At 54.0% G+C, this 26,341-nt stretch carries 24 protein-coding genes; 6 read left to right on the forward strand and 18 right to left on the reverse strand.

What is annotated here, in order from left to right; translation table 11 throughout:
- Positions 1–240 precede the first annotated feature (240 nt).
- On the forward strand, positions 241–1,545 hold the full coding sequence (locus tag AAH450_RS00005; RefSeq protein WP_342908362.1) for an MFS transporter: 1,305 nt from the start codon (positions 241–243) through the stop codon (positions 1,543–1,545).
- Positions 1,546–1,650: 105 nt separating this feature from the next.
- Here AAH450_RS00005 and AAH450_RS00010 read toward each other — a convergent pair whose 3' ends face one another.
- From AAH450_RS00010 to trxC, 5 genes are all read right to left on the reverse strand, one after another.
- Complete coding sequence (locus tag AAH450_RS00010) at positions 1,651–1,971, reverse strand: YfiM family lipoprotein (RefSeq protein WP_342908363.1); 321 nt, start codon at positions 1,969–1,971, stop codon at positions 1,651–1,653.
- A 52-nt stretch (positions 1,972–2,023) separates the two neighbouring features.
- Positions 2,024–3,379 carry a CDP-diacylglycerol--serine O-phosphatidyltransferase gene (gene pssA, locus AAH450_RS00015; protein WP_342908364.1) on the reverse strand — a complete coding sequence of 452 codons (1,356 nt, stop codon included), beginning with the start codon at positions 3,377–3,379 and terminating at the stop codon, positions 2,024–2,026.
- 117 nt (positions 3,380–3,496) lie between these two features.
- On the reverse strand, positions 3,497–6,148 hold the full coding sequence (locus AAH450_RS00020) for a bifunctional acetate--CoA ligase family protein/GNAT family N-acetyltransferase (protein ID WP_342908365.1): 2,652 nt from the start codon (positions 6,146–6,148) through the stop codon (positions 3,497–3,499).
- An 80-nt stretch (positions 6,149–6,228) separates the two neighbouring features.
- Positions 6,229–6,936, reverse strand: a complete 708-nt coding sequence (locus AAH450_RS00025; protein ID WP_342908366.1) for a tRNA-uridine aminocarboxypropyltransferase — start codon at positions 6,934–6,936, stop codon at positions 6,229–6,231.
- An 86-nt stretch (positions 6,937–7,022) separates the two neighbouring features.
- A complete protein-coding gene (gene trxC / locus AAH450_RS00030; protein ID WP_318790965.1) occupies positions 7,023–7,442 on the reverse strand; it encodes a thioredoxin TrxC in 420 nt (139 codons plus the stop codon).
- Between the two features lie 256 nt (positions 7,443–7,698).
- On the opposite strand from trxC, the gene AAH450_RS00035 reads away from it, so the two are divergent.
- Positions 7,699–8,730, forward strand: a complete 1,032-nt coding sequence (locus tag AAH450_RS00035; protein ID WP_342908367.1) for a tRNA/rRNA methyltransferase — start codon at positions 7,699–7,701, stop codon at positions 8,728–8,730.
- 55 nt (positions 8,731–8,785) lie between these two features.
- Here AAH450_RS00035 and emrB read toward each other — a convergent pair whose 3' ends face one another.
- From emrB to AAH450_RS00100, 13 genes are all read right to left on the reverse strand, one after another.
- On the reverse strand, positions 8,786–10,321 hold the full coding sequence (gene emrB / locus AAH450_RS00040) for a multidrug efflux MFS transporter permease subunit EmrB (RefSeq protein WP_463322687.1): 1,536 nt from the start codon (positions 10,319–10,321) through the stop codon (positions 8,786–8,788).
- Positions 10,322–10,338: 17 nt separating this feature from the next.
- Positions 10,339–11,511: a multidrug efflux MFS transporter periplasmic adaptor subunit EmrA gene (gene emrA / locus AAH450_RS00045; RefSeq protein ID WP_342908368.1), complete on the reverse strand. Its 1,173-nt coding sequence runs from the start codon at positions 11,509–11,511 to the stop codon at positions 10,339–10,341.
- Between the two features lie 158 nt (positions 11,512–11,669).
- Positions 11,670–12,200: a transcriptional repressor MprA gene (mprA, locus tag AAH450_RS00050; protein ID WP_342908369.1), complete on the reverse strand. Its 531-nt coding sequence runs from the start codon at positions 12,198–12,200 to the stop codon at positions 11,670–11,672.
- Between the two features lie 284 nt (positions 12,201–12,484).
- Positions 12,485–12,868 (reverse strand): hypothetical protein, encoded by a 384-nt coding sequence (locus tag AAH450_RS00055; RefSeq protein WP_342908370.1) that lies wholly within the window; start codon positions 12,866–12,868, stop codon positions 12,485–12,487.
- Positions 12,869–13,010: 142 nt separating this feature from the next.
- The gene (locus tag AAH450_RS00060; protein WP_342908371.1) at positions 13,011–14,195 is read right to left on the reverse strand and encodes an MFS transporter; all 1,185 of its coding nucleotides are present in this window, start codon (positions 14,193–14,195) and stop codon (positions 13,011–13,013) included.
- Positions 14,196–14,365: 170 nt separating this feature from the next.
- Positions 14,366–15,358: a glycine betaine/L-proline ABC transporter substrate-binding protein ProX gene (gene proX / locus AAH450_RS00065; RefSeq protein WP_342908372.1), complete on the reverse strand. Its 993-nt coding sequence runs from the start codon at positions 15,356–15,358 to the stop codon at positions 14,366–14,368.
- Positions 15,359–15,436: 78 nt separating this feature from the next.
- Positions 15,437–16,648, reverse strand: a complete 1,212-nt coding sequence (gene proW / locus AAH450_RS00070; protein WP_342908373.1) for a glycine betaine/L-proline ABC transporter permease ProW — start codon at positions 16,646–16,648, stop codon at positions 15,437–15,439.
- On the reverse strand, positions 16,645–17,841 hold the full coding sequence (gene proV / locus AAH450_RS00075) for a glycine betaine/L-proline ABC transporter ATP-binding protein ProV (RefSeq protein ID WP_342908374.1): 1,197 nt from the start codon (positions 17,839–17,841) through the stop codon (positions 16,645–16,647). Before proV ends, proW begins: the two co-directional genes overlap by 4 nt.
- 396 nt (positions 17,842–18,237) lie before the next feature.
- Positions 18,238–19,197, reverse strand: coding sequence for a class 1b ribonucleoside-diphosphate reductase subunit beta (nrdF, locus tag AAH450_RS00080; RefSeq protein WP_342908375.1), 960 nt, complete (start codon positions 19,195–19,197; stop codon positions 18,238–18,240).
- A 37-nt stretch (positions 19,198–19,234) separates the two neighbouring features.
- Positions 19,235–21,340 (reverse strand): class 1b ribonucleoside-diphosphate reductase subunit alpha, encoded by a 2,106-nt coding sequence (nrdE, locus tag AAH450_RS00085; protein ID WP_342909534.1) that lies wholly within the window; start codon positions 21,338–21,340, stop codon positions 19,235–19,237.
- A gap of 17 nt (positions 21,341–21,357) precedes the next feature.
- Positions 21,358–21,768, reverse strand: coding sequence for a class Ib ribonucleoside-diphosphate reductase assembly flavoprotein NrdI (gene nrdI / locus AAH450_RS00090; protein ID WP_342908376.1), 411 nt, complete (start codon positions 21,766–21,768; stop codon positions 21,358–21,360).
- Between the two features lie 4 nt (positions 21,769–21,772).
- On the reverse strand, positions 21,773–22,015 hold the full coding sequence (nrdH, locus tag AAH450_RS00095) for a glutaredoxin-like protein NrdH (protein WP_342908377.1): 243 nt from the start codon (positions 22,013–22,015) through the stop codon (positions 21,773–21,775).
- A 277-nt stretch (positions 22,016–22,292) separates the two neighbouring features.
- Positions 22,293–22,622: a DUF883 family protein gene (locus AAH450_RS00100; protein ID WP_342908378.1), complete on the reverse strand. Its 330-nt coding sequence runs from the start codon at positions 22,620–22,622 to the stop codon at positions 22,293–22,295.
- Between the two features lie 162 nt (positions 22,623–22,784).
- On the opposite strand from AAH450_RS00100, the gene AAH450_RS00105 reads away from it, so the two are divergent.
- The 4 genes from AAH450_RS00105 (at position 22,785) to AAH450_RS00120 (ending at position 26,144) form a co-directional block, all read left to right on the forward strand.
- Positions 22,785–23,120 (forward strand): DUF2002 family protein, encoded by a 336-nt coding sequence (locus AAH450_RS00105; protein WP_342908379.1) that lies wholly within the window; start codon positions 22,785–22,787, stop codon positions 23,118–23,120.
- Positions 23,121–23,275: 155 nt separating this feature from the next.
- Positions 23,276–24,694 carry an S-methylmethionine permease gene (gene mmuP / locus AAH450_RS00110; RefSeq protein ID WP_342908380.1) on the forward strand — a complete coding sequence of 473 codons (1,419 nt, stop codon included), beginning with the start codon at positions 23,276–23,278 and terminating at the stop codon, positions 24,692–24,694.
- Positions 24,681–25,616: a homocysteine S-methyltransferase gene (gene mmuM, locus AAH450_RS00115; protein ID WP_463322688.1), complete on the forward strand. Its 936-nt coding sequence runs from the start codon at positions 24,681–24,683 to the stop codon at positions 25,614–25,616. The genes mmuP and mmuM overlap by 14 nt, the downstream gene beginning before the upstream one ends.
- A gap of 108 nt (positions 25,617–25,724) precedes the next feature.
- Positions 25,725–26,144: a hypothetical protein gene (locus AAH450_RS00120; protein ID WP_306211194.1), complete on the forward strand. Its 420-nt coding sequence runs from the start codon at positions 25,725–25,727 to the stop codon at positions 26,142–26,144.
- Positions 26,145–26,341: the final 197 nt, after the last annotated feature.

Below are 26,341 nucleotides of genomic sequence, written 5' to 3' on the forward strand. Positions count from 1 at the left end.
GTCCGGCAGGCGCGGCGCGATCCCCGCCGGTGCAGAAGAATAAACAAAAAGGCCCCGCGCTGACGCACGGGGCCTTTTTTGTTTCTGTAAATTCTTCCTTTGTAATCCAATCTACTTCACAGTTTTGTAACAACAACACGAAAAACAAGTCGTTAACCGTCTGCCAGTAAGGTTTACTGCTGGTTGTTGTTTCACTTCTGTCGCTAATTATTAGCAAGGGATAAAAAAGAGGTTAATTATATGGCAGATGCCACATCACAACAGCAGCCTGACGCGGTGAAAGATGCTCTCAGCACGCGTCAAAGGATCGGGGCAATTGTTGGCGCTTCATCGGGGAACCTGGTGGAATGGTTTGATTTTTATGTCTATTCGTTCTGCTCCCTCTATTTTGCCCACGTCTTTTTCCCCAGCGGTAATCCCACAACGCAACTGCTGCAAACGGCTGGCGTCTTTGCTGCGGGCTTTCTGATGCGTCCGATTGGCGGCTGGCTGTTTGGCTACATCGGCGATAAACATGGCCGTAAGAAATCGATGCTGATATCGGTTTGCATGATGTGCTTTGGATCGCTGGTCATTGCCTGCCTGCCGGGCTACGCAACAATTGGGGTCTGGGCGCCCGCGCTTTTACTGCTGGCCCGCCTTTTCCAGGGACTTTCAGTCGGTGGGGAGTATGGCACCAGCGCAACCTATATGAGTGAAGTCGCGGTTGAGGGAAAAAAAGGATTTTACGCTTCTTTCCAGTACGTTACCTTGATCGGGGGGCAGCTGCTGGCTCTTCTTACTGTCGTCGTGTTGCAGCAAATTCTCAGTGATGAAGAGCTTCGTAGCTGGGGCTGGCGCATTCCGTTTGCGCTGGGTGCCGTGCTGGCAGTTGTGGCGCTTTTTCTGCGCCGCTCACTGAATGAAACTTCAGACAGCAAAACGCGTAAACATAAAGATGCCGGTTCTCTGAGAGGTCTGTGGAAAAATCGCCGTGCTTTTATCATGGTTCTTGGGTTCACCGCTGGCGGTTCGCTGAGTTTCTACACCTTTACTACCTATATGCAGAAATATCTGGTGAATACCTCGGGCATGGATACCAGGACAGCAAGCGCCATAATGACCGCTGCACTGTTTATCTTTATGTTGATACAGCCTTTTATTGGCGCCTTGTCCGATAAAATTGGCCGTCGAAGCTCAATGCTGATCTTTGGCGGACTGGCAGCAATCTGTACCGTCCCGGTGCTGACGATGCTGCAAAGCGTTAACAGTCCCTGGCTTGCCTTTATGCTGGTGATGATTTCCCTGCTGATCACCAGTTTCTATACCTCAATCAGTGGGATCCTGAAGGCTGAAATGTTCCCGCCTGAAGTGCGCGCGCTGGGCGTGGGATTATCTTATGCGGTGGCTAATGCGGTATTTGGCGGATCGGCGGAGTACGTGGCGCTGTCGCTGAAGGCGGCGGGCAGTGAAACTACCTTCTTCTGGTATGTCTCTGCTATGGGCGCGGTTGCTTTCCTGGTCTCACTGCTGCTGCACAGGAGAGGAAAGGGCATCAGGTTATAAGCGGCGACTGTTGCTCATCAGACAGCGTCTGTTACTGCAAAAGAAAGGAAGCGGCACCAGGTCGCGACTGATGGGCACAACATGAAGAAGAAAACGGCATCACTCTCAGCGGGTGATGTTCCATAGTGTATAGCCGGTGGCTGCACCGGCTATATCCCAGCTAAAATCCTTCCAGCTCCAACCTGTTCCGCCCTGACGACTGTCATAAAGTTCTTTCGCTGCGCCCAGGCTGATGGCAAACATCAGGCCAAAACTGGCGCTTTGGCCCTGGCTCCAGTGCTGCTTTTCACCGTAAGCGTTTCCGGCTGCGGTGAGAAAAGCGGAAGAGAAGAAGTGCTGCGCTTTATCTGTGCCACTCCAGCTGTCCTGAGCCATGTGCGTGCAGCCGGTACAGCAGAGAACTGACAACAGCAGTAGTTTGCGCATAAAGCTTCCTGTAAAAAGGCCCCGTCGCTGACAGGGCCTGAAAGAGGCGAACTTAAAGGATCCGGCTAATCAATCTGTCTATGCGGATCCTGCGCAGGCGGCGGATCAGCTTGCGCACTTTCAGCGGATAATCGGCAATGCTTTCCAGATCGCGGTAATGCTGCACGACCGTGGTATTCTGACGAATCAGCTCCAGCTCGCGGCTGCTTTGTGCAGTAAGCTGATGCAGAGGATCGTGGATTAAAATGGCATTTTCCAGATCCAGCCGCCATGCGCGTGGGTTGAGGTTATTGCCGGTAATCAGCATCCACTCATCATCAACCCACATCCCTTTGAGATGGTAACTATTTTCACCCTCTTTCCACAGGCGCACGGTCAGCTGACCGTTGGTCACGTAGTACTGCAAGCGGCTCAGGAAACGGCGAAGATTAATTTCATACAGATAGGGCAGCGCGCCGATAATTTTAAACGGCTGATCTTCCGGAATATAAAAATCATTAGCTGTTTTATCACCGACGATAATCTCAACTTCTCTTCCCTGCCGCAGCAGCCAGATGATGTTACGTACCAGAATGGCCGGCATATTGAAATAGGGTGTGCATAGCGTCAGCTTCTGCTCGGCACAGGGCATCAGATGAAAGATGGTCTTATTCAGCAGGCTACGTTTACCCAATCCCACCAGCGGCGTGACCGCTAACTGCTCGTTACTGGCGTTGCCCTTAAACTGATAATCAAACCCGCGCAGATCCTGACGGAACTGGCGCGTTTCATATTTGATTTCCGGGCTTTTGGGACGTTCATGCTGATCGAGCCGGTGAACGGCTTCAGCCTGGATCAGATTGGTCTCTATCCAGTTGAACATGGTATCTGCGAGCGCAGGATTGGTAATGAGATGATAGCGATCGTAACGGTATTTATCGTGCTGATGAAGATAGACATCGTTCAGGCTGGCACCGGTGTAGAAGAGCAGATCATCAATGATCGAACCTTTCAGGTGCAGAACACCCAGCGCTTCACGCGTGTTGACCGGCACGCCATAAACAGAAATTTTGATATCGGGGTGATTGTCGGCCAGCTCGCAGTACCAGTCTGCATTGGTAGCGGTGCGTGCGGCGCCAATGCGGCCACGCTGTGCACGATGCCAGTCAACCAGTACGCGGACATCCAGTTCAGGCCGAAGGCGCTTAGCTTCATACAGCGCTTCAAGAATGCTGCGCCCACCATCATCGTTCTCAAGGTATAGCGCCACAATACAGATGCGCCTGGTGGCACCAGCGATTTTTTCCAGCAGAGTCTGGCGAAAATCAGCCGCTGAATACAACGTGCTGAAATCAGCCTCCGACTGAGCCAGTTTTGGCAGGTCCGCAAGGTGCTGTTGGTGTTTATTACGTTTAAATTTAGACAACATCACAGTGCGTATCTTCTCTGTTCATAGAATGGCCTTTTGCCATAAAATCATCACTATAACCGCGAATATTACCATTAGTTGGCCGCGATGGTTTTAGTTTTACGTTTCCAGACATTATCAGGAGGCGCAAAATGTGAGCGAAAGTCCCACAATACCCTCTTCAATCTGCACATCTACGGCAAAGCCAAGCTTACGCGCTAAGGCTATCATCCCCTGATTTCCCGGCATGGTAATGCCATTTAACTGCTGCAAACCATGCTGCCGGGTATAAACAATCATTTTCTCTAATAACCGTCGGCCAAGGCCCAGACCCTTAAGATCCGAACGCACCAGCACGGAAAATTCGGCATCAATATTATCAGCATCTGAAATTGCGCGCGTCACGCCGATGATCTCATCTTTGCCGTGATATTTACGTACCGCAACAATTGCCATCTCCCGATCGTAGTCGATTTGCGTCATGTTAGCCAAATCGTCATGAGTGAACTCGTTGATCTCACTGAAGTAGCGATAATAGAGATCTTCTTTAGTGACCCGAGCGATAAACTCTCTGAGCAAAGGTTCATCTTCCGGCAGGATAGGGCGAAACAGGCAGGAGTCGCCATTCTTTAAGACTACCTGCTCTTCCAGCGCATGAGGGTAGGGACGAATGGCCAGCCGCGCTTCCGGGTCACCCTTAAAATCAGCCAGCTGCATTGTGACATCGAGCAGTGAAAATTCACTGCCTGCGGCAAGCAGCGGATGAATATCCAGCCGGACAATTTCCGGGCAATCAACAATAAGGTTAGAAACCTGCACCAGCACCTGACTGATGCCGGCAATATCAAGCGGCTGAAGCGCACTACGGCTGCGGATTTTGCCGCTTTTAATCGCCTGAATCACCAGATAGCGAGCCAGCGTCATATTAAGAGGAGGCAGAGCCACGACGGCCTGTTTGTCGGCCTGCCACTCGATTCCCCCTTCGCCTAACATGATCATCGGGCCGAAAACCGGGTCCTGCTCGACAACAATCCGTAACTCCTGAGCACCGGCGCGATTAGCCATGCTCTGTACCAGTAGCCCATGAATGCTGGCTTGCGGCCAGGCGAGTTTTACCCTGTCGATAATGGCTTCCGCTGCCTGCTGTACTTCGCTGGCGGTGCGCAGGTAGAGCATCACACCCTGAACTTCTGACTTATGGGGAATATCCGGGGAGCGGAGTTTCAGCGCCACAGGGTAGCCAATCTGACCGGCAATATGCACCGCTTCCACACTGTCGCTGGCTATCCAGGTTGGCAACGTGTTCAGACCATAGGCTTGCAAAATAGCCTGAACTTCATGCGTATCCAGCGTGGAAGCCCCTTCGTCCAGCGCGGCGCGGATCAACTGATGCGCCTCGGCGGTATTGGCCGTAAGATTGGCGGGCAAAGCGGGGGTTTCGCGAAGCTGCTTCTGGTTACGGCGATATTCCACCATATGCATAAAGGCGGTGACCGTGCCCTCAGGCGTTCGATAGGTTGGAATACCGGCATCACTGAACAACCTGCGTGCCTCGGGTGAGGAGAACTCGCCGCACCAGTTGGTCAGCAGCGTAAGCTGCTTTGCGCGGGGATGCTTCAGGATTGTCTCAATCAGCCGCTGCGCCGTTAACGTGGCGGGCGCCACAGCGCTTGGGGCGTGGATAATCATCAGCGCATCAATATCGGTACTCTCCAGCAGCCGCGAAACAACCTGAATATAACGTTCAGGCGTGGCATCATCTTTTAAATCCAGCGGATTCCCTGCATTTATCTCATCAGATAACAGATTTTGCAGATCGGTTAGCAATTCCTCACTCAGCTTCGCCAGCTTGCCGTTTCTTGCTTCTAAGGCGTCAAGGGCCAGTGCCGCAGGAGCCGCACCGTTACTGATAATCATCAGCCTTTCACCGCGTAAGGGGCGCATGTGGCTCAAGGTCTCTACGGCGGAAAAAAGCTCGTGGGTATCCTGCACGCGCAGCAAACCAGCGCGCTGGATTGCCGCATCCCAGGCGGCATCAAGCCCTGCGTGGGTTTTCAGTAGTTGCTGTGCCTGCTGGCTGCGGCCGCTTTTGATCACCAGAATAGGCTTATTGCGGGAAGCACTGCGGGCGGCCGAGACAAACCGGCGGGCATCGCTCAAATGCTCAAGGTAGAGCAAAATAGCGCTGGTTTTGCCGTCTCTTGCCAGAAAGTCCAGCAGATCGTCCGCATCAATATCCAGGCTGTCACCCAGCGCAATAAACCAGGAGAAGCCCAGCTGGCGCTGTTGCGCCCAGTCCAGAATGGTATTAGAGACGGCGGCAGACTGGGAGATAAACGCCAGCTTGCCTTTCTGGATCGGCACGGGTGAAAAACTGGCGTTAAGCCCCTGCCAGGGGGCCAACAGACCCAGACTGTTGGGGCCAAGCAGACGGATTTGCCATTCGCTGGCGCACCGTTTCAGCGCCTCCAGCTGGCTCGCCGGGGCGGAAAGAATAATGCAGGCCTTGCAGCCCCGTTCGCCCAGTTGGCGGAGCAGTTCAAGGTTGCGGCTGGCATGAGTACAGAGAACAGCAAGATCAGGGGAGAGCGGCAGGCTGGCGATATCGGGCCAGGTAAGCACGCCGCAAACGGCTTTATATCTGGGATTAACTGGCAGCACAGGGCCATTAAACCCTCCCGCCAGCAGATTACGCATCATCAGATAACCCGCACGCTCCGGGCGGGAGGAGGCACCAATCACCGCTATCGATTTAGGTCGTAACAGGGCTTCTAATCCGCGCTGGCTCATTCTTGACTCCCTTGAAAAGATTCCCTGATTCTAACCTGTTCTGCCGACTCTGCCCGTTGTCATCCGTCAGAATAAAACGATCACGGGCAGGATTCCGGGTGCTGAGCCGCATTTTGATGCAGCGGATGATGCGGTTTACCGGCCAGATAGCGCTGGCGGAACAGATCGAAATGGCTGAACAGCGCCTCGCCGGCGGCGGTATCACCAGCCTGCAACAGTAATTCAGCGGCAACTTCAGCAGTACAGTGCTGGCCTTCCGCGTGTACCTCGCGAAGCTGGTAATTTGAGGGGCGGTGAAGCGTCAGTGACATAACCGGTAATCTGTCCAGCCACGGACTTTTGCGGAACATCTTGCGCGCCTCAGTCCAGGTGCCATCCAGCATAATGAAAAGAGGCGGTTTGCCGCTCATCGGCGGGTGATTTATTACCGGTCGCCCGGCATCGGCGTAGGACTCAGGAAAAACCACCAGAGGCTGAACGTCTGGGTTCTCTACCGCTGCCAGCAGCGCTGGATCAGGCTCGGTACGTGACCAGCCAAACGCCTGCGTATCAGGAAGAATATCTGCAATCAGCCGTCCCGTATTACTGGGCTTCATCGGCTCGGTATCAAACATCACCAGGCAGAAACGGCTGCGGGCCTGTTGAGGTTGCAGCGTGGCGCACAGGCAATTTCGTTGCGGAAGCAGGCAGCGCTGGCAGCGAACGGTGCGGTTGCCGCGGGCAAGAAAAGGACGGGTGGCGCGGGCAAGACGTTCAGCGCGCAGGCGCAGGACAGCGTTATCAGTCATGGGAGCGAATTCAGGGAAAACGCTATTCTAGCGGAAACGGGGCGGGAGCAGTAGTGGTCAGGCAGGCCTGACCACTTAGCAACGAATCAGAGATTTTCGTCAAGCCACGACTCAAACGGGGCTTTCGGCATCGCGCCGTTAAGCATATCTACCATCTGGCCCTGTTTAAAGACCATAATTGTAGGAATGCTGCGGATGCGAAAACGGGCGCTAAGCTCCGGCTCCGCTTCGGTGTTCACTTTTAAAAAGCGGATCTTGCCGCTGCGCTCTTCCGCCACATTTTTATAAACCGGTGCGAAGTTAACGCAAGGCCCACACCAGGGCGCCCAGAAGTCGACAACCACGGGCAGGTCGTCCTGCAAATATTTATCCAGGGTTGCCGTGGTGGCATTGATCACTTCGCCGGCAAAAAGAGGAGTGCCGCAGCGTCCGCATTTTGCGCCTTCAGCCACGCGCTCTGGCGGAACGCGATTCGTCGCCTGGCATGAACTACAAACCGTATTCATTGATTCACCTCGGTGATGATTAAGGGTAAGCATTCACTTACCGCATTCCTGAGTCATAGCTGATAATTATGCGTGTCCGGCTTGCTGGCAACAAAGAGATTTGTTCGATGGGTATAATAGGCGGTGACTGACAGCCTTGCCAACCGGGACATCCTGCCCGGATGCTGCACAACAGACGCTTTTAGTGGAAGTTAATAGCTAAGCGGCGTCACATCAGGTACTCTGCGCGCTTCGCGCTCAGCCAGGTGGAGGGAAAATGAACGACGAATTTAAAGGTAAAAGCGGTAAAGTCAAAGTGATGTATGTCCGCAGTGAAGACGAGAGTAACAAAGGCGGGGCTAATCCCCGTACCGGTAAAGGTGGACCTCGTCAGGATGACAGTCGTCGTCCTTCACGCAATACAGAAAGCAAGCCGCGTGGCGGGCGCGATCGCGACGTAGCACCGGGTGAATCACCATGGCGCACGGTTTCACGCGCGCCGTCAGCGCCCGATGACAATAAACCGGATCACGGTGGCATCAGCGGGAAGAGCTATGTTGACCCGGAGCAGATCCGTCGTCAGCGTCAGGAAGAGACGCGCGTGTATGGCGAAAACGCCTGCCAGGCGCTGTTCCAGAGCCGCCCGGACTGCATCGTGCGTGCCTGGTTTGTCCAGGAAGTGACCCCACGTTTCCGCGAGGCGCTGAAATGGATGGCGGCTAACCGTAAAGCGTATCATGTGGTGGATGAAGCCGAACTGGCTAAAGCGTCCGGCACGGAGCACCACGGTGGCGTCTGCTTCCTGATCAAGAAACGCTCTGGTATGCCAGTGAGTGAGTGGCTGGCAAACGCGGGCGAGAAAGATTGCGTATTGGCGCTGGAGCAAATTGGCAATCCGCACAACCTGGGCGGCATGATGCGCAGCTGTGCGCACTTCGGCGCGAAAGGTGTGCTGGTGGATGATGCTTCCTTACTGGAGTCCGGTGCAGCAGTGCGCACGGCAGAAGGCGGGGCCGAGCATGTTCAGGCGATCAGTGGCGAAAGCTTTGTGGCGGGTCTGAACGCTTTCCGTAAAGCGGGCTACACCATTGTCACCACTTCCAGCCACAAAGGCACGCCGCTAGCGCAGGCAACATTGCCCGCTAAGATGGTGCTGGTGCTGGGCCAGGAAAGCGATGGTTTGTCAGACAGTACCTGGCAACAGGGCGATCTGAGCGTCTCCATCGGTGGAACAGGCAACGTGGAAAGTCTGAACGTTTCTGTGGCTACCGGCATTCTGCTTGCAGAATGGTGGCGTCAGAACGCTTAAGCTGTTGCTGATATGAAAAACGGGCCTCGCAAGGCCCGTTTTTTTTGGCTGACTATCAGTGCGCTCCGCCGCCGCCGCCGCCAGAACTGAACGGTGGACGGGCAAACCAGATCACCACCAGCAGCACCAGGAATATGCCCGCAGAGACCCAGAAAATCTCGTTTGCGGAGATAATCAGACCCTGGTTAGTAATCTGCTGCGCTATCCAGGCGGAAGCCTGGTCGTGCGTCATACCGAGCTGTTCCAGCTTGCTGTACATCTCCTGCGAGTTAACGTTGTAAGGGTTTACAGACTCGCTGAGATAGCTGTGGTGCATCGATTCTCTGTTCGTCCAGAGCGTGGTGGTTATCGATGTCCCGATAGAACCCGCCAGCGTTCGCGTAAAGTTGGAGAGACTGGAAGCCGCCGCCATCCGTTCAGGCGGCAGCCCGGACAGGGTGATAGTGGTCAGCGGCATAAAGAAGCAGGCCACGGCAAAACCCTGAATAAACTGCGGCCACGCAGAGGCACCAAAGTTCATCCCCGGCTCAAACGTATAGGCTCGCCAGTAGAAGCACACGGCATACATAATGAAGCTGAAGGTGACCAGCTTTCGCATATCCAGTTTATGCGCGAACCGGCCAATAATGGGCGACAGGATCACCGGTATTATTCCCACCGGGGCCGATGCCAGACCCGCCCAGGTTGCCGTGTAGCCATAGACCTCCTGCAACAGTTGCGGTAGCAGCACTATTGAGCCGAAGTAGAGCATATAGGCGAGGCTTATCGACACGCAGCCAATAGTGAAGTTACGCGATTTGAACAGCGAGAGATCCACTATTGGATGATCGTCCGTCAGCTCCCACACCAACAGCACAAGGAGCGCGATGACCGCCAGCACCGTCAATACCACTATTTCTGGCGAGCTGAACCAGTCCAGCTCTTTACCCCGGTCCAGCATGATCTGCAACGAACCAATACCTACCACCAGCAGAACCAGCCCCACAGTATCAATAGGCCGGACTACCGTTGCCGTCTCCCGGTTTCGCAGGGTTTGCAGCGTCAGCATCACCACCACAACGCCTATTGGCACGTTGATAAAGAAGATCCAACCCCAGTGATAGTTATCGCTGATCCAGCCGCCCAGAATCGGGCCGCAGATAGGCGCAACGATCACCGTCATCGCCCATAACGACAGGGCGATACTTCGCTTGGCTGGGGGGTAATTGTTGAGCAGTAAACTCTGTGAGAGCGGGATCAGCGGGCCTGCCACCACCCCCTGAACCACACGGAAGAAGATCAGCATCGTCAGGCTGTCGGACATGCCGCACAGCCAGGAGGCCACGGCAAAGGCTGCCGTTGACCACAGGAACAGCTTTACTTCACCTACACGTTTCGCCAGCCAGCCGGTAATTGGGATCGAAATGGCGTTAGCCACCCCAAACGAAGTAATGACCCAGGTCCCCTGCGAGTTTGATGCCCCCAGGTTCCCGGCGATAGTCGGAATAGCCACGTTAGCGATGGTGGAGTCCAGCACCTGCATAAACGTGGCCAGCGACAGCGCGATGGTCATCAGAACAAGCTGAGTTCCCTCAAGCGGTTTTTGTGCCACAACTGCCTCCCGCTTTTTCAGCCTGCATTGGCGCGGATGATATCGGCAATCATCTGATTAGCTGGTGCTAAATCCAGTGCCAGCGCGTTGGTTTCATAGGCCGGCGCGGAACGCACGCTGGTGGCCAGCACTCCACCTTCGGTACTGGCGGTATCGATGTTCACCAGCGTCGACAGCCCGATACGCAACGGATGTTTAGCCACTTCTTCAGCATCCAGCTCAATACGAACCGGCAGGCGCTGGACAACTTTAATCCAGTTGCCCGTGGCGTTCTGCGCTGGCAGCAGTGAGAAGGCGCTGCCTGTTCCCATATCCAGGCCAACCACTTTGCCGTGGTAGACCACATCGTCGCCATAAATATCGCTGACCACGGTGGCTGGCTGCCCGATGCGGACGCCTGCCAGCTGGGTCTCTTTGAAGTTGGCATCCACCCACAGATTGTGGGCCGGGACAACGGCCAGCAGTGGCGTGGTAGAGGTAATTTGCGAGCCAACCTGCACGCTGCGGCGGGAGACATAGCCATCAATCGGGCTGACTACGTCGGTGCGCTGTAACGCCAGCCAGGCATCACGTAACTCTGCCGCGCTCTGTTTAACCGCAGGCTGATTTTCCAGCGAAGTGTTGAGAACCATCGCCTGGTTAGCATTGAACTGCTGCATAGCAACATCAAGCTGCGCTTTAGCGGTGGCCACGGCATCACGCGCATGCTGCAAGTCTTCACGGCCTATCAGATTGGCGGCGCCTAACGGCTCACGGCGCTTAAGATCTGACTGCGCCTGCTCAAGAGCGGTTTTTTGCAGATCGATACTGGCCTGATACTGACGACCATTGATGATCAGCTGATGCGTCTGGCGCACGGTAGTGGCCAGCGCCGTCTGCGCTTTTTCAAAGGCCTGCTCCGCATCCGTTTTATCCAGGGAAACCAGCACATCCCCTTTTTTGACGTAATCGGTATTATCGAACCACACCTTATTTACGCTGCCAGCAACCTGCGCCATGACCTGCGCCTGGTTACCTGCCACATAAGCATCATCGGTTTCCTGGTAATGGCGCAGCACCATAAACCAGTAGACCAGATACGCCACCCCGATAAGAATGAACAGCGCAGCCAGAAAAATTAACGCTATTTTACGTTTTTTCTTTTTATTGGCTGGCGGTTGCGGGCTGACGTTCTCCGCGTTTGCACTCATTTTCTTCTCCACTTATCCATGCCATCGGGTAATAACTCTGGTCATTCCCGGATTCTAAAATGCCAGCGCGTTAGCGCTGGCATAAGTCAAAAATTCGCGGTTTAACATAGCGGTTACTGGCAGGCGGGTCGTCGCACAATATGCTATTGCCGAAAAGGTTACCGGGAAAGGGTCGTGACCACTTCCTCTTCATCCATTTGATCGAGGCGGTTCAGTAATTTGCGGGTAATGCCTTCCAGCTGTGATTTTTCGGAAGCATTCAGCGAAGACCACAACAACTGCAACGATTTGTGCTGAGGAGGCAGCAGCTGACGCAGGAACTCATGGCCTTTTTCAGTCAGGTGCAGGTGCAGACAACGACGGTCGTTGTCGCTCTCGCGGCGCTCAATCCAGCCGCGTTTTTCCAGCTCATCCGCAATACGGGTGGCGTTAGTCCGGGAAGAACCCAGCGCTGCGCTGAGTTCGGAGGGCTGAATGCTGTGATCTTCCTGGGCATCCAGGGTAATTAGAGCCATAAACAACGTCTCGTTAATCCCCTGAGCCTTGAGCATCTTGTTGCGGTTTTCCAGCAGTTTGCTCTGCATATGCATACAGAGACGGGTCAGCATAATTTCCTGTAAAGGGAAATCTTTCTGACGATTAGCACGGAAATTTAGCATCTGTTCAATGGGGGTAAACGAACTTTCCATCTGGGAACCTCATAAGTTGCAACTGGTATCGTAACGATGGTGAAGGATCAGTAACACATTCCCGGCGGCAGGGCCTACTCGCAAGCCGACGGGCACCATCAGTAATTTCCAGGTCACTCCATAACCCAGGGCGCTCAGCAGTGCCTGAAAGGAGACTGCTGGTGTGATAAAGGGTCATAACGGACAGGCCAAAATCCCTGCGGGAGGGCCAAAGGCGCGCTGAACCCTTCTGTCGCTGTTTCCTGCTGTTTTTGATCTTCAGTGAGAAGGCTGACTCGTCAGGCTTACTTCCCATGCACTGTCACTCTGCAAAAAGACGGCGTGTTTATAGTGGGATGTCCGTGGAAAAACCAGCCGTGAAAGAGAGCTTTCACGCCGCTTTCCGGCACATCCTGTAACAAGTTTGCATACGTCACCAGCCCATGCTGAAAAGCACACAGCGCGCTCCGCTGAAGAAGCGACAGAGTGGGAAAACAGAGCAGAGCCGGTGAGAGGCGTGACAAACGGCGGACAGTGGTACTAAGATAACTCAAGCCCGGCGAAGTTAAACCAGAGAGGGTCTTCATCAGGTGGGAAACAGGGCTGACAGGCAGAAAACCTGTCTGGCTTTTCACCACAAAGATCTGACCTTTATCACTGTTGCCCCGTTCATCAATGTACTCAGCCATTCTGAACGTCTTCCTGCCTGTGACTTAATAGTTTCATACGAAAAAATAACCGATCTGAATAAGTGCAAGCTAACCATACCAGAGTGTGTAACCGCTTAACAGGGCAGTAAGCGGGAAATTTACGCTATTTACTATTTGCAGGCTAAGGAGTAGCCAGCTCATTATGTGAGCCTCGCCACCAGCACAACAGATTAAGTATGGTTAACAGTGCCCCGGCTGCGCAAACGCCCAGCCAGCCTGCATGTTGATAGGCCGTGGCGGAAACCAGTGAGCCTATTGCGCCGCCGATAAAGTAGCTGGTCATATAACCTGCGGTAAGGCGATTACGCGCTTCCGGCATCTGGCGATAGATAACGCTCTGATTTGTAATATGAACGCCCTGGACAGCCAGATCCAGCAGGATGATACCAATGATTAATGCGACCAGTGAATGATCCCCCAAGGCGGTAATGGCCCATGAAAACAGCAGAATCAGTAAACCAGCGGTCGTGGTGAGGCGGGCCTTACCTTTATCGGCCAGCGATCCGGCCTGGCGCGCCGCAAGCGCCCCAGCGGCACCCACCAGGCCCAGTAAGCCAATCATCCCTTCTGAAAAGCCATAAGGTGGAGAGGCGAGCAAAAATGCCATAGAGGTCCAGAGTACGCTGAAGTTGGCAAAGGCAAGGCAGCCGACTATTGCGCGGGTGCGTAAAAGGGGCGTTGTGGCATAGAGACTGAATATCGACTTCAGCAGCTGACCATAACTGAGGGAGACGGATTGCTGGTAGCGCGGCAGAACGCGCCACAGCGCCAGCGCCATCAGGACCATCAGTGCGCTGGCCACCCAGTAGACGGTGCGCCATCCCCCTATTTGTGCAAGCCCGCCAGCAACGGTTCGCGCCAGCAGGATCCCCAACAGCAGGCCGCTCATCACCGTGCCCACAACCTTCCCTCTCTTCTCCGGCGCTGCCAGCGTGGCGGCTAAAGGCACCAGGATTTGCGCCACCACCGAAAAAAGCCCGGTCAGAACCGTGCCCAGCAGCATGATGGGTAGCGTGGGGGAGAGGGCGGTTATCACCATTCCCCCGGCAGCCAGCAGGCTCATGCCGACAATCAGTCCACGCCGTTCCAGCATATCGCCCAGCGGCACCAGCAGCAGCAGTCCGGCGGCATAGCCCAGCTGAGCGGTAGTGACAATAAAGCCAGCCTGGTTAACGGAGAGATGAAAAGTGTGGGCAACCGTTGCCAGCAAAGGCTGTACATAATAGTTGCAGGCCACAGATAAGCCCGTTGCCACGGACATCAGAAGAACAAGGGAAGGGGTAAGACTGGCTTGCGGGGATTTCATAGCGCTCAGTAAAGTAGTAATAATTTTAACGTAATAGTAACTGAAATGACTATTTTGCTCACAGGTTAATTGCAGACAATGTGCTGAATAAAAAAAGGGGACGCCAGCGTCCCCTCTTATGCAATTACTCTTACCGCTTAAACAGCGGTGAGCATCAACACCACTCAGGCTTACTTAGTTGCAGCTGTGGCAGCTTTGATCCAGCCGTCAAACTGCGCCTGGTGGGCTTTGATCCAGCCATCAACATGGGCGTTGATATCCGCTTCGGAAGACTGGCCCTGATGCATGCGTGAGTTTTGCGCATTGATATCAGCAATAGGCAGCTTCATTTCGGAGAAGAGTTTTGCCGCAGCAGGATTTTTCTCAGCCCAGGCCTTGTTCGCCACGATATGCATGGTGTTTACCGGGAAACCATAGTTCGCACCGTTTGGCAGTTTGGTATCAATATCTTTTTGTTCGCCAGGCATTGAGGAGAACGGCACCTGCAACCAGACGGTATCGCGACCGGGCACTAACACGTCGCTGACCCAGTAAGGTGTCCAGGTGTAATAGAGGATCGGCTTACCTTGTTTAAAGCGGGTAATGGTATCGGCGATCAGGGCGGCGTAGTTCCCCTGATTGTGCTCAACGGCATTGCTCAAATCAAAAGCTTTGATCTGGTGGTTGATGACCGCTTCGCAGCCCCAGCCCGGCGTACAGCCGGTCAGATCGGCCTTGCCGTCATTATTAGTGTCAAAGAGTTTGGCAATCTTGGGATCTTTCAACTGATCGATGCGGGTAATATGGTATTTTTCAGCGGTTTTTTTGTCGATCAGATAACCCTGGGCTGCGCCCTGAACGTAGGTGCCTTGACGGTAGAACTTCTTGTCACCACCAGCGGCTTCATACATATCATCGTGCAGCGGTTGCCAGTTGGTGGCAATAAAGGTGGCATCACCGGAAGCAACCGAGGTATAGGCAACGTTGTAATCCACTTCACCCGGCTCTTCAACGGTATAACCCAGCTTCTCCAGGCCACGGCTGACCAGCAGGGTCTGGAAGGTCTCTTCCGAAATGGTGCTTTGCAATGGCTTAACGGTAATGCCTTTACCGGGCAGGTCAGCGGCGGAAACCTGAGTGGCAACCAGAGTCGTCAATGCGGCGGCTAATAATGCTTTACGCATGGGGTATCCTTATTTTAAGTGATTCTTGGCGTAGGCAGCGAACAGCCTGCATGACAGGCCATTCGCTACAGAAAGGTCTTACTTAATAAACGGACGGGTAAACAGACCCAGCGGCCCCGTAGCGTACCAGCGGCGTGGCCCACGGCTTCGGCTGTCACGGCCAAGGGATTGTGTCAGGCGGTCAAGAATAATGGCCAGGATAACAATGCCGACGCCGCCTACGGTAGCCAGCCCCATATCCAGACGGCCAATCCCGCGCAGCACCATCTGACCGAGACCGCCTACGGCGATCATCGAAGCAATCACCACCATCGACAGCGCCAGCATCAGCGTCTGGTTGACGCCGGCCATAATGGTTGGCATCGCCAGCGGTAGCTGAACTTTAAAGAGCATCTGACGCGGACTGGCTCCGAAAGACTCGCTGGCCTCAATCAAATCGGCCGGAACCTGCTTGATGCCCAGAATGGTCAGACGAACAATGGGCGGCAGGGCAAAGATGATGGTGACCACCACCCCCGGCACGTTACCAATGCCGAACAGCATAACGATCGGCACCAGGTAGACGAAGGCTGGGGTAGTCTGCATCGCATCCAGTAGCGGGCGTATAATCTTTGCTGCCCGCTCAGATCTCGCCAGCCAGATCCCCAGCGGCAAGCCGATAATAATGCAGAACAGCAGCGCGGTCAGAACCAGCGCCAGCGTTACCATCGCCTGCGACCAGGCACCAATTGCGCCAATAGCAATCAGCGACACCAGCGTGGCGATGCCCATGCCGAGGCTGGACATCTGCCAGGCGATCAGCGCAAAAACGATAATCGCCACCGGTGCGGGCATACCTAACAGCAGCTGCTGGAAAGCGCTGAGAATGTAGTCGACCGGAACACGAATGCCCTGAAACAGCGGACGAAAATGGGTGACCACCCAGTCGATGCCCGTCGTCACCCAGCTGTCCAGCGGGATCAGGGTTTTGTGAAAAGGATCAAGAATAGTGAAGTGTTCAACCTGCGGTGTCGGTGCGCTGTTTAACCAGTCGCTGCCGCTGGCAGCGGCCGCATCATGACCCCCAGAAGCGCCACCCCAGGCATCGCCGCCGGATGGCGCAGCATCAGCCGGTAGGGAAGAGGCGCCGCCATCGGTGGGCGCGGCCGTAGACCAGGGATCGCTGCTGCCTGCCGCAGACGGAGTGCTGCCAGTTGCTGGCGCAGCAGCCTGAGCGGCATCGGTAGCCGGTGCGGCAGCAGGCTGGCTGGCGGACGCCCATGGATCGGTTGCGGTAGTTTGTTCACTCATTGCTGGCCTCCCTCGCGGTCTAATGCCTGTAGTAACGTGCCTTTAGAGATAATCCCGATGTACTGATTCTCTTCACCCACGATGGGAACGGCACAGGGCGCCTGCGCCACGTGAGAGAGCAGATCGTTCAGCGAGGTATCGCCGGGCATCGCTACGGGCGCGGGAAGGATAGCGCCATCAAGGCCTTCACCTGAAATCAGCGCGGCTTTCAGTGAATCTGTGGAAACAATGCCGACAAAACGCTGTTTTTCCAGGATATAGCCATACTCGCGGTCATCATCCTGCAATAATTTCAGGGCGGAACGGGGGCCAAAACCTGGCGTTTTGCGCATCAGCGAGCCAGCGCTACGACGGGCAATATCTTTTGCGCTGAAGACGTGGCTGATATCCACGCCGCGGAAGAAGGTGCGCACATAATCATTGGCCGGGTTATTCAGGATTTCATCAGGTGTACCCACCTGCACCACTTCACCGCCCTGCATAATGGCAATCCGATCGCCAATACGCATCGCCTCATCCAGATCGTGGGAAATAAAGACGATAGTGCGCTGGTGGCGAGATTGCAGCTTAACCAGTTCATCCTGCATTTCGGTGCGGATTAAAGGATCAAGTGCTGAGAAAGCTTCATCCATCAATAATATATCCGGATTTATCGCCAGCGCACGGGCTAAGCCAACGCGCTGACGCATGCCGCCAGATAATTCATCCGGATAAGCATGGGCATAATTATCCAGGCCAACCTGACGCAGGGCATCCAGCGCTTTTTCCTGACGCTCCTGTAGCGGAATACCCGCTAATTCCATCCCGAAAGCGGCATTATTTAATACGGTCATATGCGGCATTAAGGCAAAGGACTGGAATACCATGCTGATCTTATTTCTGCGCACTTCACGAAGCTCACTGTCAGATATTTTTGCAATATCGACACCGTCAATAATGACCTGACCTCTGGTAGGTTCTATCAGACGATTGAGAAGGCGAACCATAGTGGATTTCCCTGAACCGGATAGCCCCATGATCACAAATATCTCGCCTTCTTCAATGGCCAGACTGGCATCTTTCACACCAAGAGAAAGCCCTGTTTTCTCGAGTAATGCCTCTTTACTTATCCCTTTCTCGATCAGCTTAAAAGCGCGATCGGGATTTTCCCCAAATACTTTATATAAATTTTTAACTTCAAGTTTAATTGCCATGCAATATTTAAATTCCTTGTTTGCAGTTAATTTTCTTATATTTCTTATTTGCCCTGGTGGAATATTAGCGGCCTATACCCTCGCACATCTGGCACCCTGAGACAACCCTGAGCGGGCGCAACAGGAAATAACAAGTAGACCGTCATCTCTAAAATTTCCAGTAGGGGTAAGGGATTGCGGGGAATTGAGGCGGGTGAAAAAAAAGTAAATATTTCGCCCTCTGTGCGCCTGCCAGACGCCATATATTGCGCTGAAAGAGGGTGATTGAGCGTCAAATAGCGTGCCTTTACCCGTAATCAGATTGCCACTTTTTTTGTTGAACGACTGATTAATAATAAATTAATGGCAGCGGGCAGAAGAAAAAAGTGGCTGTGGTCAGCAGCCACTCAGCAGGGGCTAAAAGTTCCAGTCTTCATCCTGGGTTTCGACCGCTTTTCCCATGACATAGGACGATCCTGAACCTGAGAAGAAATCATGGTTTTCATCCGCATTAGGCGAAAGAGCGGCAAGTATAGCGGGGTTAACATCGATCATTTCAGCCGGGAACAGGGCTTCATAGCCGAGATTCATTAATGCCTTATTGGCATTGTAATGGAGGAATTTTTTCACCTCTTCACTCCAGCCTACGCCCTCATAGAGCGCCTCGGTGTAGTCCAGTTCGTTTTCATAGAGTTCCAGCAGTAAATCAACCGCAAACTGCTGGAGTTCTGCTTTACGCGCTGCACTCTGTTTTTCCAGCGATTTCTGGAACTTATAGCCAATATAGTAGCCGTGAACCGCTTCATCTTTGATAATCAGACGGATCAGATCAGCGGTATTGGTTAGCTTGCCGCGGCTGGACCAGTACATCGGCAGGTAAAAGCCGGAATAGAACAGGAAAGATTCCAGAAACACGCTGGCGATTTTTTTCTTCAGCGGATCGTCATGATGGTAGTGCTTAAGGACGATCTCCGCTTTGCGCTGAAGCGGCTGGTTCTCCTCACTCCAGAGATAGGCGGCATCCACATCGCTGGTGTGGCACAGCGTAGAAAAAATCGAGCTGTAGGAGCGCGCGTGAACGGCTTCCATAAAGCTGATATTGGACATCACGGCTTCTTCGTGCGGCGTTACTGCATCCGCCATCAGCGCGGGCGCACCCACGCTGTTCTGAATAGTGTCCAGCAGCGTCAGGCCGGTGAATACCCGGATCGTCAACTGCTGCTCTTCAGCACTCAGGCCGTTCCAGGCAGGAATGTCATTAGAGAGCGGGACTTTTTCCGGCAGCCAGAAATTAGCGGTAAGGCGGTTCCAGACTTCCAGATCTTTATCATCCTCAATCTGGTTCCAGTTAATGGCGTGCACACGTTTTAATTTCATATTTTCTCTTTCGGGGCGCAGCTCGCCCCTGGTAGTGTTACAGCGAGCAGGAAACGCAGCCTTCAACTTCAGTCCCCGTCAGCGCCATCTGGCGCAGGCGAATGTAGTAAAGCGTTTTGATGCCTTTCTTCCAGGCGTAGATTTGCGCCTTATTAATATCCCGCGTGGTGGCGGTATCACGGAAGAACAGCGTGAGCGATAATCCCTGATCGACATGGCGGGTGGCCTCAGCATAGGTGTCGATAATTGCCTCCGGCCCGATTTCATAGGCATCCCGGTAGAACGCCTTATTGTCGTTAGTCATAAACGGCGCAGGGTAATAGACGCGGCCCGTTTTGCCCTCTTTGCGGATCTCAACAGGTGAGACGATAGGGTGGATGCTGGAAGTCGCGTGATTGATATAGGAGATAGAGCCTGTTGGCGGGATGGCCTGTAGGTTCTGGTTATAAATCCCATACTTCATCACCGCGTCACGCAGTTGCAGCCAGGCCTGCTGGTCCGGCAGCCTAATTCCGGCTCGTGCAAACAGCGCTGCGGCTTCTGGCGTGCGGGGTTCCCAGCGCTGCTCAATATATTGTGCAAAATAGCTGCCGCTGGCATAGCGTGAGTTTTCAAATCCGGCAAAGCGCTCGCCACGCTCCCTGGCAATCAGGTTGGAAGTGCGCAGCGCATGATAAGTAACGGCGTAGAAATAGAGATTCGTGAAATCCAGTGCCGCCTCAGAGCCATACTGAATTCCCTCACGCGCCAGATAGCCATGCAGGTTCATCTGCCCCAGGCCTATCGCATGTGACTGCGCATTTCCCCACTCAATGGAGGGCACCGAATGGATATGGCTTTGATCGGAAACCGCTGTCAGACCACGTACTGCCACTTCTACCGTGCGGGAAAAATCAGGCGAGTCCATAGTGTGCGCAATATTCAGCGAGCCGAGATTGCAGGAGATATCCTTGCCGATGCGGCGGTAGCTCAGGTCGTCATTATATTCGGTAGGGGAATTTACCTGTAGGATCTCTGAGCAGAGGTTACTCATGTTGATCCGGCCCTGAATCGGGTTTGCACGATTCACCGTGTCTTCAAACATGATGTAGGGATAACCTGATTCAAACTGGATTTCCGCCAGCGTCTGGAAAAACTCGCGTGGATTGATAAAGGTGCGGGCGATGCGTTCATCTGCCAGCATCTCCTGATATTTTTCGCTGATGCTGATATCGGCAAAGGGCAGGCCATAGAGTCGTTCAACGTCATAGGGCGAAAACAGCGCCATAGGCTGATTGTGTTTGGCCAGCTCAAAGGTCACGTCCGGGATCACCACGCCTAATGAGAGCGTTTTGATGCGGATCTTTTCATCGGCGTTTTCACGCTTGGTGTCCAGAAAGCGGAGAATATCGGGGTGATGCGCATGCAGATAGACCGCTCCGGCACCCTGGCGCGCCCCCAGCTGATTGGCATAGGAGAACGCATCCTCCAGCATTTTCATTACCGGGATCACGCCCGATGACTGATTTTCAATACGCTTGATGGGCGCACCCGCTTCACGCAGGTTAGAGAGCAGAAAAGCCACGCCGCCGCCGCGTTTGGAAAGCTGAAGAGCCGAGTTCACCGAACGGCCAATTGACTCCATATTGTCTTCAATTCTCAGCAGGAAGCAGGAGACAAGCTCGCCGCGCTGCTGTTTTCCACAGTTCAGGAAAGTAGGTGTTGCGGGCTGGAAACGACCCGCCAGCATCTCTTCCATCAGGGCGACCGCCAGCGACTGATCCCCTTTTGCCAGCGTCAGCGCCACCATGCAGACCCGCTCGGTAAAGCCCTCCAGATAGCGTTTGCCATCAAAGGTCTTCAGGGTATAGCTGGTATAAAACTTCCACGCCCCCAGAAAGGTTTTAAAGCGAAAGCGGTGTTGGTAAGCCTGTTCAAAAAGCGTGTTCACAAATTCAAACGGCCAGGCGTTGAGCACCTCTGCTTCGTAATAGCCTTCCGATACCAGGTATTGCAGGCGCTCGCTTACGGAGTCGAACTGCACGGTATTGGGCAGCACATGCTGAAGAAAATAGTGGCGTATCGCCTCTTTATCTTTCTCAAACTGAATGTTGCCGTCGGCATCATACAAATTGAGCATCGCGTTCAGCGAGTGATAATCCAGCGCAGCTGGATTGGGGGTTATAAGCGTGCTGTCTGTTGCTGCCAAAATTGGGTTACTCCCTGGTAGACGTTACGGATGTCGTCGGCGGTGCCCAGCAGCTCAAAGCGGTAGAGGCAGGGCACCTGGCATTTTTGCGCGATGATGCTGCCAGCCAGACAGTAAGCTTCGCCAAAATTGCGGTTTCCGGCGGCAATCACGCCCCGGATAAGCTGGCGATTACTGACATCATTTAAAAACTGAATCACCTGCCCAGGCACCGCGCCCCGACTGCTACCGCCGCCGTAGCTTGGCACCACCAGGATATAAGGCTCAGCCAGTTGCAAACGCTGCCCCCTGTCAAGGGGGATGCGACGGGCGGGCAGGCCGGTACGGCTGACAAAGCGATGCGTGTTTTCAGACTGGCTGGAAAAATAGACCAGTGTGGACATCGGCTCAGCTCTCTGCTGCGGCAAGCTGGCGCAGCGCAGAAATTTTATCGGGGCGGAAGCCGCTCCAGTGATCTTCCGCTGCCATCACCACCGGCAGCTGGCGGTAGCCCAGAGATTTCAGCTTCTCTGTTTCACCCGGCTGCTGGTCCAGGTTAATCAGCTGATACGCCAGACCTTGCTTATCCATCGCATTCTTTGTCGCATTGCACTGGACACAGTTGTTTTTAGTGTAAATAATAATGCGCATGATTCGTATTCCTCTTTATGGCCGTTTTTAGCCTTATCTGGCACGCTTTTTGCTGAGGGATAGTGCCGACCGAAAACTATATGTAGTGGTTATGCTGTTGGGTTAAATACTAGATATTGTGGTTTGATAATGCAACCACACAAAAGAGAGGATTTTTCGTTTCCGGAGGTGAAGGCGCAGGGAAGACCTTGTCGGGCGGGGGATAGCCGAAATTTACGCAGGCAAAAAAAATCCCCACACCTTAAGGCATGGGGATTATACGGACGACTGGGGTAAATCAGCGACGGGAGGCGGTGGTCGTGGCGATTAACGCACCTATTACAATACCCACGGCGGCACCAATACCTACGCCATGCCATGGATTGTCCCGGACAAAGGTGTCTACCTGGTCGCCAGCATCTTTAGCAACCTGGGTAACACGACTCTGACCACCATTAAGTTTTGCGCGCGTTTCTTTAAGCATGGCCTCGGCACGGGAACGTGCACCGTCCACTTCATCTTTGGTTTTGCTACCGTAAGATTTCAGCAGATCGTCTAAGGTATCGGCCAACTGAGAGACATCCTGGTTAATGTCGATATCGTCATTTTTTTTGGTTCTGTTAAACATTTTTCTCTCCCTAAGAAATGAAACGTACTATTTACTATAGACTATCTGTGAACTTTTAAGTGACCCGGACCGGAAAGCGGGACGTTTATGGATTAATCCGAAAGCGCTCTGCATTCACGCTGTTGTAAGGTTGCAGGGTTGTCACGTTTTAGAGGAATTAGCATGTATTTACGCCCTGATGAGGTCGCTCGCGTACTGGAGAGAGCAGGATTTGAGATGGATGCGGTCACGCCTAAGGCCTATGGCTACCGCCGCGGCGAGAACTATGTTTACGTTAACCGCGAAGCGCGAATGGGACGCACGGCACTAATTATCCATCCCACGCTGAAAGAGAAAAGCCACAGTTACGCGCATCCGGCGTCTGATATGAAAACCTGCGAGCATTATGTAGAGTTCCCGATGTACCTGGCAGGGGAGAGTCAGGATCACTATGGCATTCCCCATGGCTTTAGTTCCCGCGTCGCGCTTGAGCGTTATATTGAGCATATGTTTGACTGATCCCGCCTCTTTTGTGAATTTTCAGCGCAGGCCGCGCTGAAAAAACGCATCTCCACGCCTTCTCCCCACACAGAGTACCGTTGCTTTCGTCCCGCAGAATCGGTATAACGCTGACCCCATGTGGAAGTTTAGACGTCTATACGGATAAATCAGCGATGCAGCAAGATACCTCCGATACAAAGCAGCAGTTTAAGCGCAGCATGAAGGCCCGCCATCTGGTGATGCTTTCATTAGGTGGGGTGATTGGCACCGGCCTGTTTTTCAATACCGGCTATATCATCTCTACCACCGGTGCAGCGGGGACGCTGCTGGCCTATCTGATTGGCGCGCTGGTGGTTTATCTGGTGATGCTAAGCCTGGGCGAACTCTCGGTCGCCATGCCTGAAACGGGTGCTTTCCACGTCTATGCTGCACGCTATCTCAGTCCGGCTACCGGTTATACCGTGGCCTGGCTTTACTGGCTGACCTGGACCGTGGCGCTTGGCTCCAGCCTGACGGCGGCAGGATTTTGTATGCAGTACTGGTTCCCGCACTCACCTGTCTGGCTCTGGTGCCTGCTGTTCTGCGCGCTGATCTTTATGCTGAACGTGGTGTCATCGCGCTTCTTTGCGGAGGGGGAGTTCTGGTTTTCGGTGATCAAAGTGGTCACCATCCTGGCCTTCATTATCCTGGGCGGCGGCGCGGTCTTCGGATTTATTCCTCTGAAAGATGGCAGCAGCGCGCCATTCTTCCATAATCTGACCGCCTCCGGCTGGTTACCGCATGGTGGTCTGCCGATCCTGATGACCATGGTTGCGGTCAACTTTGCCTTTTCCGGCACCGAGCTGATTGGCATCGCAGCGGGGGAAACAGAAAATCCCCATAAAGTTCTGCCGCTGGCAATCCGCACCACCGTTGCCCGGCTGATCATCTTCTTTATTGGCACCGTGCTGATCCTGGCCTGCCTGATCCCGATGGATCAGGCCGGGATCGTCAAAAGCCCGTTTGTGCTGGTTTTTGAGAAGCTCGGCATTCCTTACGCTGCGGATATTTTCAATTTCGTGATCCTTACGGCGATCCTTTCAGCGGCCAATTCCGGCCTCTATGCCTCCGGAAGAATGCTCTGGTCGTTGGCCAATGAGCAGACTCTGCCCCGTTGCTTTGCCAGATTAACGCCGCGCGGCATCCCGCTAATGGCTATTTCAGTGAGTATGCTGGGCGGCCTGCTGGCGCTGTTTTCCAGCGTGATCGCGCCTGATACCGTTTTTGTGGCGCTCTCGGCCATCTCCGGTTTTGCGGTAGTGGCGGTCTGGCTGAGCATCTGTGCTTCCCACTTCTTTTTCCGTCGTGCTCATCTCAAGGCGGGAAGAGCACTGTCCGACCTGAAATATCGCGCTCCCTGGTATCCGGTAACGCCGGTACTGGGCTTCCTGCTCTGCCTGTTGGCCTGCGTCGGCCTGGCTTTCGATGCAGAGCAGCGCATTGCTTTATACTGCGGCCTGCCTTTTGTAGCCTTATGCTACGCGGCCTATTATCTGACTCAGAGCGTGAAAAAACGTGAGCTGACAAAGGAGAGCGAACATGCCCCTGAATAATCACACCGTAAAGCAGCTGGTGGCTGCGGGTCTGGTCCTGGATGGCGCCATGGCAACCGAACTGGAAGCGCGCGGCTGCGATCTGACCGATTCGCTCTGGTCGGCAAAAGTGCTGATTGAGAACCCTGATCTTATTTATCAGGTGCACTATGACTACTACAACGCCGGGGCGCAGGTAGCTATCACCGCCAGCTATCAGGCTACGCCGCAGGGCTTTGCAAAACGTGGGCTGACAGAAGCAGAGTCGCTGGCGCTGATTGCCAAAAGCGTAGAGCTGGCAAGCCGTGCAAGGCGTGACTATCTCTCTGTTGCCCCGCAGGCAGGCAATCTGCTGGTTGCAGGCTCGGTGGGGCCTTATGGCGCCTTCCTTGCCGACGGGTCTGAATACCGCGGCGACTACTCGTTACCGCAGGCGGAGATGATCGATTTCCACCGCCCACGCGTTCGCACTCTTATTGACGCCGGAGCGGATATCCTTGCCTGCGAGACGCTGCCTTCTTTCCAGGAGATTCAGGCGCTGGTGACCCTGCTGGCTGAATTCCCTGAAACGCCAGCCTGGTTCTCTTTCACGCTGCGTGACAGTGAACACCTCAGCGACGGCACCCCTTTAAAAGAGGTCGTCGCCCTGCTGGAGAGTTGCCCACAGGCAGTGGCGCTGGGGTTGAACTGCATCGCGCTGGACCAGGTCACTGCTTCTCTGCAAACGCTTTCGCGGCTGACCGCTAAACCGCTGGTGGTTTATCCTAATTCCGGTGAGCAGTATGATGCGGCCAGCAAGAGCTGGCATAGCGACGCCTCCACCTGCAAGCTGAGCGATAATCTCGCTGACTGGCAGGCTGCCGGTGCAAAACTGATAGGCGGCTGCTGCCGGACAACGCCTGCGGATATAGCTGCCATCGCGCAACGCTGCCATTCACAATAACCTGCTGACAATTTGTCTTATTACGCCCGTATTTTTCGGGCGTAACAGATGAAAACCCGTCACACTCCGCTTAGACTATTCTGAATATTTGATGAAGCAGGAAGGCTAATGAAAAAGCTGTTACTGGCGCTGGCTTCAGCGTGGTTATTGAGTGGTTGCGCGACAATCGTGGGCGATCAGTCGCAGGATATCTCGATTCAGACCTGGCCTCAGGGCGTGCGGTTTGTGGTTCAGGATGAGACGGGACGAGCCGTGGCGGAAGGTTTTACGCCAAAAACGGTTTCGTTGCTGAAGTCTGACGGTACTTATTTGGGTAAAAAGAAGTACACATTGCAGCTGGAACGCGCAGGTTATGTGCCCCAGACCATTCCGCTGGAAGAGAGAGCCAACCTCTGGTATATCCTCGGCAATATTCCGCTTGGGGGAATTCCCGGCTGGCTGATTGTCGATCCGTTTAACGGCGGCATGTACAACATCCATCCGGAAAAAGTGCAGACTATTATGAACCCGGTCGGCGCGCGCGGTTAATCCTGCTGGCGGAAGAAGCAGGTTTCAATAAAGAAGGGCGACCACGACGCTGTTGCAGAGGCAGACTTCAGGCAGGGAAGCGAGGCGCTTCGCTCCAGAACAGACAGGCTAAAAGACTGTTCATGATGGCCTGGAGGGGCAAATGCATTCAGAAGATGCTGGAAGGTCAGCCTGAGGCAAAGCGGGGCATGGCATCC

The organism is Erwinia magellanica (assembly GCF_039023495.1).
Classification (GTDB): domain Bacteria; phylum Pseudomonadota; class Gammaproteobacteria; order Enterobacterales; family Enterobacteriaceae; genus Erwinia.

Bases quoted from the DNA above. Each gene is read 5' to 3' on its own strand.
- AAH450_RS00005 (WP_342908362.1), top strand. From the start codon at position 241: ATGGCAGATGCCACATCACAACAGCAGCCTGACGCGGTGAAAGATGCT.
- AAH450_RS00010 (WP_342908363.1), bottom strand. From the start codon at position 1,971: ATGCGCAAACTACTGCTGTTGTCAGTTCTCTGCTGTACCGGCTGCACG.
- pssA (WP_342908364.1), bottom strand. From the start codon at position 3,379: ATGTTGTCTAAATTTAAACGTAATAAACACCAACAGCACCTTGCGGAC.
- AAH450_RS00020 (WP_342908365.1), bottom strand. From the start codon at position 6,148: ATGAGCCAGCGCGGATTAGAAGCCCTGTTACGACCTAAATCGATAGCG.
- AAH450_RS00025 (WP_342908366.1), bottom strand. From the start codon at position 6,936: ATGACTGATAACGCTGTCCTGCGCCTGCGCGCTGAACGTCTTGCCCGC.
- trxC (WP_318790965.1), bottom strand. From the start codon at position 7,442: ATGAATACGGTTTGTAGTTCATGCCAGGCGACGAATCGCGTTCCGCCA.
- AAH450_RS00035 (WP_342908367.1), top strand. From the start codon at position 7,699: ATGAACGACGAATTTAAAGGTAAAAGCGGTAAAGTCAAAGTGATGTAT.
- emrA (WP_342908368.1), bottom strand. From the start codon at position 11,511: ATGAGTGCAAACGCGGAGAACGTCAGCCCGCAACCGCCAGCCAATAAA.
- mprA (WP_342908369.1), bottom strand. From the start codon at position 12,200: ATGGAAAGTTCGTTTACCCCCATTGAACAGATGCTAAATTTCCGTGCT.
- AAH450_RS00055 (WP_342908370.1), bottom strand. From the start codon at position 12,868: ATGGCTGAGTACATTGATGAACGGGGCAACAGTGATAAAGGTCAGATC.
- AAH450_RS00060 (WP_342908371.1), bottom strand. From the start codon at position 14,195: ATGAAATCCCCGCAAGCCAGTCTTACCCCTTCCCTTGTTCTTCTGATG.
- proX (WP_342908372.1), bottom strand. From the start codon at position 15,358: ATGCGTAAAGCATTATTAGCCGCCGCATTGACGACTCTGGTTGCCACT.
- proW (WP_342908373.1), bottom strand. From the start codon at position 16,648: ATGAGTGAACAAACTACCGCAACCGATCCATGGGCGTCCGCCAGCCAG.
- proV (WP_342908374.1), bottom strand. From the start codon at position 17,841: ATGGCAATTAAACTTGAAGTTAAAAATTTATATAAAGTATTTGGGGAA.
- nrdF (WP_342908375.1), bottom strand. From the start codon at position 19,197: ATGAAATTAAAACGTGTGCACGCCATTAACTGGAACCAGATTGAGGAT.
- nrdI (WP_342908376.1), bottom strand. From the start codon at position 21,768: ATGTCCACACTGGTCTATTTTTCCAGCCAGTCTGAAAACACGCATCGC.
- nrdH (WP_342908377.1), bottom strand. From the start codon at position 22,015: ATGCGCATTATTATTTACACTAAAAACAACTGTGTCCAGTGCAATGCG.
- AAH450_RS00100 (WP_342908378.1), bottom strand. From the start codon at position 22,622: ATGTTTAACAGAACCAAAAAAAATGACGATATCGACATTAACCAGGAT.
- AAH450_RS00105 (WP_342908379.1), top strand. From the start codon at position 22,785: ATGTATTTACGCCCTGATGAGGTCGCTCGCGTACTGGAGAGAGCAGGA.
- mmuP (WP_342908380.1), top strand. From the start codon at position 23,276: ATGCAGCAAGATACCTCCGATACAAAGCAGCAGTTTAAGCGCAGCATG.
- mmuM (WP_463322688.1), top strand. From the start codon at position 24,681: ATGCCCCTGAATAATCACACCGTAAAGCAGCTGGTGGCTGCGGGTCTG.
- AAH450_RS00120 (WP_306211194.1), top strand. From the start codon at position 25,725: ATGAAAAAGCTGTTACTGGCGCTGGCTTCAGCGTGGTTATTGAGTGGT.